Origin of the sequence: Winogradskya humida (genome assembly GCF_016862215.1) — a bacterium.
In the GTDB taxonomy this organism is placed as follows: Bacteria; Actinomycetota; Actinomycetes; order Mycobacteriales; family Micromonosporaceae; genus Actinoplanes; species Actinoplanes humidus.
In genome coordinates this window covers 130,832-138,526 of record NZ_BOMN01000088.1, presented here as the reverse complement: position 1 = coordinate 138,526, position 7,695 = coordinate 130,832, and the positions used below count along the sequence as shown (strand labels likewise).

The 7,695-nt window shown below is 72.9% G+C and carries 5 protein-coding genes; 2 read left to right on the top strand and 3 right to left on the bottom strand.

What is annotated here, in order from left to right; genetic code table 11:
* Positions 1-128: 128 nt before the first annotated feature.
* Positions 129-1,862 carry a lysine--tRNA ligase gene (lysS, locus tag Ahu01nite_RS31775; protein ID WP_239159296.1) on the bottom strand — a complete coding sequence of 578 codons (1,734 nt, stop codon included), beginning with the start codon at positions 1,860-1,862 and terminating at the stop codon, positions 129-131.
* 137 nt (positions 1,863-1,999) lie between these two features.
* On the opposite strand from lysS, the gene Ahu01nite_RS31770 reads away from it, so the two are divergent.
* Positions 2,000-2,434 carry a MarR family winged helix-turn-helix transcriptional regulator gene (locus Ahu01nite_RS31770; protein WP_203840368.1) on the top strand — a complete coding sequence of 145 codons (435 nt, stop codon included), beginning with the start codon at positions 2,000-2,002 and terminating at the stop codon, positions 2,432-2,434.
* Here the strand turns inward: Ahu01nite_RS31770 and Ahu01nite_RS31765 are convergent.
* The gene (locus Ahu01nite_RS31765; protein ID WP_203840367.1) at positions 2,358-5,486 is read right to left on the bottom strand and encodes an AfsR/SARP family transcriptional regulator; all 3,129 of its coding nucleotides are present in this window, start codon (positions 5,484-5,486) and stop codon (positions 2,358-2,360) included. The two genes, Ahu01nite_RS31770 and Ahu01nite_RS31765, sit on opposite strands and share 77 nt — an antisense overlap.
* A 68-nt stretch (positions 5,487-5,554) precedes the next feature.
* On the opposite strand from Ahu01nite_RS31765, the gene Ahu01nite_RS31760 reads away from it, so the two are divergent.
* Entirely contained in the window at positions 5,555-6,634 is a 1,080-nt protein-coding gene (locus Ahu01nite_RS31760) for an FAD-dependent oxidoreductase (protein ID WP_203840366.1), read from the top strand.
* On the opposite strand, the gene Ahu01nite_RS31755 is transcribed toward Ahu01nite_RS31760, so the two are convergent.
* The gene (locus Ahu01nite_RS31755) at positions 6,627-7,595 is read right to left on the bottom strand and encodes a helix-turn-helix transcriptional regulator (RefSeq protein WP_203840365.1); all 969 of its coding nucleotides are present in this window, start codon (positions 7,593-7,595) and stop codon (positions 6,627-6,629) included. The two genes, Ahu01nite_RS31760 and Ahu01nite_RS31755, sit on opposite strands and share 8 nt — an antisense overlap.
* Positions 7,596-7,695: the final 100 nt, after the last annotated feature.

Here is a 7,695-nt window from a genome sequence, read left to right as displayed (position 1 = left end):
CCCGGCGGACTCGGGAAATCCGGCGGGGTCGCGATGCCCGGTGTGGCTGCGAATTCTGGCGAGGCCGTGGAGCTGGGGTGAACCCCGGAGCCCGGCCGTGAGGGTGCGGCGGCCGGGCTCGGGGGAGGTTACTGGCCGATCAGGGTTTTGAGGCGGGTGGTGCCTGCCGAGAGGAGCAGGGTGGGTAGGCGGGGGCCTGTTTCCTTGCTGATCAGGAGGCGGTAGAGCAGGACGAAGAAGGTGCGCTGGGCGACCTTGAGCTCCTGGGTGGGCTTGGTGTCCGGGGGGAGGCCGGCCATTTTCTTCGGGACGCCGTAGACGAGTGTGGTCAAGCCCTCGAGGGACCAGTTGGTGTCGAGGGATTCGGCGAGCAGGCGCAGGGATTCGCGCTGGGTGTCGTCGAGGGAGGCGAGGAGTTCCTTGTCCGGCTCGGTGCGGAGCTGGGTGCGGGATTCCGGGGGGAGCTGGGTGTTGACCCAGGTCTGGGCCTTGTCGAGGCGGGGGCGGACCTCGGCGAGGTCGGTGATGGGGTGGGCGGGGTCGATGTCGCTGAGGATGCGCAGGGTCTGCTCGTCGTGGCCGGTGGTGATGTCGGCGATCGAGGCCAGGGTGCGGTAGGCGATGCGGACCGGGGTGGAGGGCAGGACCGTGGTGGCCGTGCGGATGGCGCGGTCGTGGGCGGCGACGTCGGCGGGGGCGGCGGTGCCTGCGGCGATCTTGGTTTCGAGGGCGTCCCATTCGTCGTAGAGGCGCTGGATCTCGGCGTCGAAGGCGACCTTGAAGGACTGGTTGGGGCGGCGGCGGGCGTACATCCAGCGCAGGAGCGGGGCCTCCATGATGGCGAGGGCGTCGCTGGGGGTGGGGACGTTGCCCCGGGAGCTGGACATCTTGGCCATGCCGCTGATGCCGACGAAGGCGTACATGGGGCCGATGGGCTGGGTGCCGTGGAAGACCTCGGCGACGATCTGGCCGCCGACGACGAACGAGGAGCCGGGGGAGGAGTGGTCGACGCCGGAGGGTTCGAAGTGGACGCCCTCGAAGGCCCAGCGCATCGGCCAGTCGACCTTCCAGACGAGCTTGCCGCGGTCGAACTCGTTCAGGAGGACGGTCTCGGTGAAACCGTCGAGCGTGCAGACGTACGTGAGGGCTGTGGTCTCGTCGTCATAGGCAGTGACCGTGGTGAGGTCCTTGCCGCACTGGCCGCAGTAGGGCTTGTACGGGTAGTAGTCCGCACCAGCAGCCGCGCCGTCGTCCTCGTCGGCAGCACCGGAGCCCTCCGCGGCCTCGGCGGCGGCAGCGGCCTCAGCCTCGTCGAGCTTCTGAGACTGCTTAGGAGCGGGAGCCGGCCGTCCCTTGGTCCGGTAGCGGTCGAGGATCTCGTCGATCCGGCCGCGCTCGCGCATGGCCAGCAGGATCTGGTCGCGGTACGCCCCCGAGGTGTACATCTCGGTCTGGCTGATGCCCCGGTAGTCGACGCCGAGCTCGGCCAGTGCGTCGATGATCGCGGCCTTGAAGTGCTCGGCCCAGTTGGGGAAGCGGCTGCCGGGCGGGGCGGGGACGGCGGTGAGCGGTTTGCCGATGTGCTCGGCCCACGAGGCGTCGATGCCGGCCGGGACCTTGCGGAACCGGTCGTAGTCGTCCCACGAGATGAGGTGCTCGACCTCGTACCCGCGTCGGCGGATCTCGTCCGCGACCAGGTGCGGCGTCATCACCTCACGCAGGTTGCCGAGGTGGACCGGACCGGACGGGCTCAGCCCGGACGCGCACACCACCGGCTTGCCCGGCGAGCGGCGTTCCGCTTCGGCGATCACCTCGTCGGCGTACCGGGTCACCCAGTCGACGGGTCCTGCAACTTCAGTCACGATCTCCAACTTCCGTCTCGTCTGTCGGACCCCATTTTCCCGCATCCCGGCACGCGACCCAGCACTACCCCCACGCAAGGCAGAAACCCCAGGACCGAAGACCTTCGAGCCTCGAAGCGACGGGTACGCTGCCAGCTGTGAACCACCCCGATCTGGAGCCCGCCGTACGCGCGAACCACGAGCTCTTCATGCGCACGAGCGACCGGATCGCGGCGCCCCTCGCCGCGCACGGCCTGACCCACGCCACCGCCCAGGCCCTGTGGGCGATCGACCCGGACGAGAAGCCCCCGTCGATGAAGGTGATGGCGGAGCGGCTGTTCTGCAACGCGCCCAACCTGACGTTCGTGGCGGGTCAGCTCGCCGATCAGGGCCTCGTCGAGCGCGCGGTGGACCCGGCGGACCGGCGTTCCCGGGTGCTGATGCTGACGGAGCGGGGAAAACGGGTCCGGGCCGAGGTCATCCGGGTGACCTTCGAGCAGACGCCGTTCGCGTGGCTCAACCCCGAAGAGCTGGCCGCGGTCGCCGATCTGCTGCGGAAGGCTCTGTCGAGAAACCACTCCCGTACGCCGTAGCGAACCCGGTTTCCCCCAATGCGGCCCGCGCGCGCCGGGTGAGCTCGTGGATCTGCGGATCGTTGCGGTCGTGGGCGCCGCGCAGCCGGGCGGCGGTCCCGAGCAGGACGGCGGTCTCGTGATGCCGGCCGTACCCGTCGGCGAGCGCCGCCGCACTGACCGCGACCAGCGACTGGATGGGCAGGTCCCGGGTCTCCTCGGCGGCGGTGTACGCCGCCGCGAGCGCCTTCTCCGCACCATCCGGATCGCCGAGCGCCTGGCAGAGCAGGACCCGGACGCTGCCGGCGAGCGCCCGGACGTGCCCGCTGAAGAAGGTGTCGTCGTGCAGGCCACGCTCGGCGTCGTCGAGCAGCTTCCGAGCCTGGCCGAGGTCGCCGAGCCGCAGCCGGACGCCGGCCGCGCGCGCGTCGAGCAGGGCCTGCATGTCCACCGAGCCCGCGCTGTGCACCCGCTCCCGGACCGCGTCCAGCAGGGCGATCGCCGCCGCGTGATCGCCGCGCCGCAGGTACAGGTCGATCCAGCGGAGGTCCCGGAACACCTCGTCGTTGAGGCTGGGCGTGCCGAACCCGCCGGCCAGCGACCGGGCGGCGCTCAGGTCGGCGAGCGCGCCGTCGAGGTCGTCGTCGTACTGTCTCAGCTGGGCGCGCAGCGGCAGCACGGTGGCCTGGCCCCAGCGGTCGCCGGCCTGCCGGAAGCGGGCCAGCGCGGCGTCGACGTCGGCGTGCATCGTGGCGAGCTGGCCGGCGTTCTCGGCGAGTTCGGCCCGGAACATGTGGGCCAGCCCGGCCAGCCATCCGTCGTCGCCGCCGGTCACGCGGTCCAGGAGGGCAAGCGGGGCGGCCGCCTCCGGCGACAGAAATGCCAGCGCGAAAGCTGCCTGCACCCCGGACAGACCAGACAGATGTGGGTACGCCGGCAGCCGCCCGGTGAGCTCGGACAGCTCGTCCCCGACCGGCGTCCCGGGCTGGGACTCACGACGTTTCAGCAGGTAGATCGCCTGCGCGCAGTCGCGTTCGGGAGACGCCTCACCGCCCGGCACCGCCAGCGCCTCGCCGAGCCAGTAGGCTGCGTCGCTGCTGCGGCCGAGCATCTGCCAGTACCACGTCAGCCGCAGGGCGAGGGTGACGGCGCCACCGGTGTCGCACCGCCGGCGCAGGGCCGCGAGGATGTTGTCGTACTCGCTGCCGATGGCCCGCATGGCAGCCACCTGGCCGGGCCCGCGGAGCTGGGGGTCGTGCCCGGCGATCAGGTCCGTGAAGTGGTCGGCGGCGAGGTCGCGGACGGCGCCGAGGTCGCCGGAGGCCGCCAGCCGGTCGATGCCGTACTCGCGCAGCGTCTCCAGCATGCGGTAGCGGCCCGGCTCGGGGGCGAGCTGCAGCAGCGACCGGTCGACCAGCCCCGCGAGCAGGTCGGGGATCCCGGTGGTGCCGGCGCAGACCGCGGTGGCCGAGGCCGTGGTGACCCCGCCGGGCAGGACCGAGATCCGTTCGGCGACCGTACGCTCCCCGGCGCTGAGCAGGTCCCAGCTCCACGCGATCACCGCGCGCAGCGTGCGGTGCCGGGGCAGCGCGGCGCGGCTGCCGGTGGTGAGCAGCGCGAACCGGTCGCACAGGCCGGCGGCGAGCTCGGGCAGCGACAGGGTGCGCAGCCGGGCCGCGGCCAGTTCGAGGGCCAGGGGCATCCCGTCCAGGCTGCGGACCACCGTCGTGACATCGGGCAGAGAATCAAGATCCACATCGAAGCCGGGGCGTACGGCAGCCGCGCGCTCGATGAACAGCCGCACCGACGCCGCCTGCCGGGCCCGCTCGACGCCGTCCCCGGGCTCGGGCAGCGGGAGCGGCCCGAGCGGCACCAGGGTCTCGCCGTCGATGGCGAGGGGTTCCCTGCTGGTGGCGAGCACCCGCACGCTGGGACAGCGTGCCAGCAGCGCGGCGACCAGGTGCGCGACGGCGTCGATCAGGTGCTCGCAGTTGTCGACCAGCAGCAGGCTGTCCCGGCCGGCGAGCTGCTCGACGAGGATGTCCAGGTCGTCGCCGCGGGCCTCGAACATCGTGGCGTTACGCAACCCGAGCCCGGCGAGCACGGCCGCACCGATCTTGGCCGGCTCGGTGACCGGGGCGAGATCGACCAGGAAAGCGCCGTCGTGGTGCCGGCGGGCGGCCTCGACGGCGAGCCGCGTCTTGCCCGCCCCGCCGGGGCCGAGCACGGTGACGAGGCGCCCGGCGGCGAGCAGCGTCCCGATCCGGGCGAGGTCGTCGTCGCGCCCGATGAAGCTGGTCAGCGACGCCGGCAAGGAGGAGCCGGTGGCGGCGGGGACAGCGGATCCGCGCAGCAGCCGCAGGTGCCGCTCGCTCAGAGCGGCGCCCGGATCGGCGCCGAGGGCATCGGCGAGGGCTTCGCGGACCCGCTCGTAGACGGCCAGGGCCTCGGCCTGGCGCCCCTGGACGGCGAGGGCGTCCATGAGCAACGCCGCCGCCCGCTCGTGCACGGGTTGCTCGGCGAGCAGAGCCGTGAGGCGGTCGGCGGCCACACCGGCCCGGCCCAGCGACAGCTCGGCGTCGGCCAGGTCGGCGACAACCTCGATCGAGACGTGGGCCAGCCGGGTCGCGGCGGCGGGAGCCACCGCGGCGACGACAGCGGGCTCGGCGCCGGGGCGATCGCCCCACAACGCCACGGCCTCGCCGAGCACGTCCGCCGCGGCACCCGGATCCCCGGCCCGCAGCCTGTCCCGGCCCGTCGCGGCGAGCTGCTCGAACCGGAGAACGTCCACGTCGTCCACGTCCAGCCGGTAACCGCCCGCGACCTGGGCGACGTCACCGGCCGCCCCGAGAGCCCGGCGCAGCCGCGAGACGAGAGCCTGCAGGGCATGACCGGGCGCGGCCGGCGGATCCTGCGCCCAGATCGCCTCGACCAGCACGCCCGGCTCGACCGAGCGCCCACCGGCCAGCGCCAGCCGCACGAAAAGCCCCTGCAACCGAGCGCCCGGCACCGCCATGACCTCGTCCCCGCGTAACGCCCGGAACCCGCCGAGCAGCGTGACGCGAAGCTTCATTCCCCGATCCTCCCACCATGTCAGCGCCGTGCACGCCGCGTGTGAGCGGCACCGGTCAGTCTTCGCCCATGAACACTCCTGTCACCATCATCGGCGCCGGCCTCGGCGGCCTCGTTCTGGCCCGCGTCCTGCACGTCCACGGCATCCCGGCCACGGTCTACGAGGCCGACGCCTCCGCGGCGCACCGGGCCCAGGGCGGGATGCTCGACATCCACGACTACAACGGCCAGCCGGCCCTGACGACGGCCGGTCTCACCGACGAGTTCCGCGGCATCGTGCTGGAGGGCCGCCAGGCGATGCGCGCCCTCGACCCGGACGGCACCGTCCTGATGGAGAAGGGCGATGACGGCACCGGCGGACGCCCCGAGGTGCAGCGCGGCGAGCTGCGCCGGATCCTGCTCGACTCGCTGCCCGCCGGCACCGTCCGGTGGAACCACAGGGTCACCGGCGTCCGCGCCCTCGGCGCGGGCCGCCACGAGGTGAACTTCGCCGACGGCACCACGGTCGTCGCGAGCGTGCTCGTCGGGGCGGACGGCGCCTGGTCCCGGGTCCGGCCGCTGCTCGTCGACGCTGCCCCGGAGTACTCCGGCACGTCGTTCGTCGAGACCTTTCTCTACGACGCCGATGCCCGGCATCCCGCGGCGGCGAAGGCGGTCGGCGGCGGGTCCATGTTCGTGCCCGGTTCCGGCGGGCGGCAGATCACCGCGCACCGGGAGAGCGGCGGGACCCTGCACGCGTACGTCGAACTGGCCCGGCCCCTGGACTGGTTCACCGCCGCCGGCCTGGGTGCGCGTACCGCGGGGGAGTTCGCCGGCTGGGCTCCCGAGCTCCTGGCCCTCATCACGGACAGCGACACCGAGCCGGTCCACCGCCCGCACTACGCGTTGCCGATCGGGCTGTGCTGGGACCGGATCCCGGGCGTCACGCTGCTCGGCGACGCCGCGCACCTCGCGCCCCCGGACGGCGAGGGCGCCAACCTGGCCATGCAGGACGCGGCCGGGCTCGGCACCGCGATCGCCGCGCACCCCGGGGACGTCGAGGCCGCGCTCACGGCGTACGAGAAGGAGTTGTTTCCTCGCAGTGAGCAGCACGCGGAGGCCGCCGCCTACCAACCCACGCGGGAGGACATGATCGCGTTCTTCAGCTGAGCCGCCGCGCGCCCGAGGCGGGCCGGCCGTCGGGACCGACGACAGGGCGACCGGTTTCGCCGAGGCGGATCGTGCCCGAGGTGAAGCGCGCGCGGTAGGTGGTGGCCGTCAGGCCGTAGTGGGCGCGGAAGCGGCGGGCGAAGTAGTTCTGGTCGGGCCAGCCGACGCTCTGGGCGATCTGGGTGATCGGGTCGTCGGTGTGCAGCAGCCGGCCGGCTGCGGTCTCGACGCGGTGGCGGGCCAGGTAGGCGACCGGGGGCAGACCGGTCGTGGCCTTGAAGATGCGCACCAGGTAACCCGCGCTGAGCCCCAGCCGACCGGCGAGCTCGGTCAGCGTCCAGTGCCGGGAGAGGTCCTCCTCCATCAGTTTGATCGCGCTGGTCACCGCGGGGTGCACCGGGCCGGCCGGGTCGCCGTCGCTCTGGGTGCGGGAGCGGTCCACCGCGCGGGACAGGCAGCTGAGGAACAGCGTCAGGCGGCCGACCAGGTCGCCGCGGTGCGCGTGGGCGGGCCTGGCGCGGAGCTCGTCGAGGGCGCGCAGGTGGACCACGCATTCGGCGAGCTCGGCCTGGTCGAGGGCGGCGGTGAGCATGCCGCGGCGGTGCATCGCGTACGGGCCGGTCCAGAGCAGGTAGCCGAGCAGGGGGTCGTCGCGGGTCCAGGCGAGCTCGCGGTGCAGCAGGTCGACCGAGAAGCAGCAGTTGTAGAGCTGCAGGTTGTCGCAGCGGTCGTAGCCGTGCCAGACGCCGGGGCGCAGGAGCACGACGTCGCCGACGGCCAGTGGCTGGTCGCCCAGCATGGAGCGGTGCACACCGGCGCCACCGGTGATCACCGCGAGCTCGACGAAGCTGTGGGTGTGGTCGGTGCGCGGCTCGTCGTGCAGGTAGTGGCCCGCGTAGACGAGCGAGCCGTCGTTGAAGTAGAGCGTGCCGCGGAGTTCGTCGACGGGGTCGTCCGGCATGGCGGCACGGTACTCCCCGGCCAGGTAAGCGCACCAGGGCAAGCAAGGTCAGGATTGTGCTAGCCGAGGTGCAGCACGGGCTATCGGGAGCCTGTGACCG

Bases quoted from the DNA above. Each gene is read 5' to 3' on its own strand.
- Ahu01nite_RS31765 (WP_203840367.1), bottom strand. From the start codon at position 5,486: ATGAAGCTTCGCGTCACGCTGCTCGGCGGGTTCCGGGCGTTACGCGGG.
- Ahu01nite_RS31760 (WP_203840366.1), top strand. From the start codon at position 5,555: ATGAACACTCCTGTCACCATCATCGGCGCCGGCCTCGGCGGCCTCGTT.
- Ahu01nite_RS31755 (WP_203840365.1), bottom strand. From the start codon at position 7,595: ATGCCGGACGACCCCGTCGACGAACTCCGCGGCACGCTCTACTTCAAC.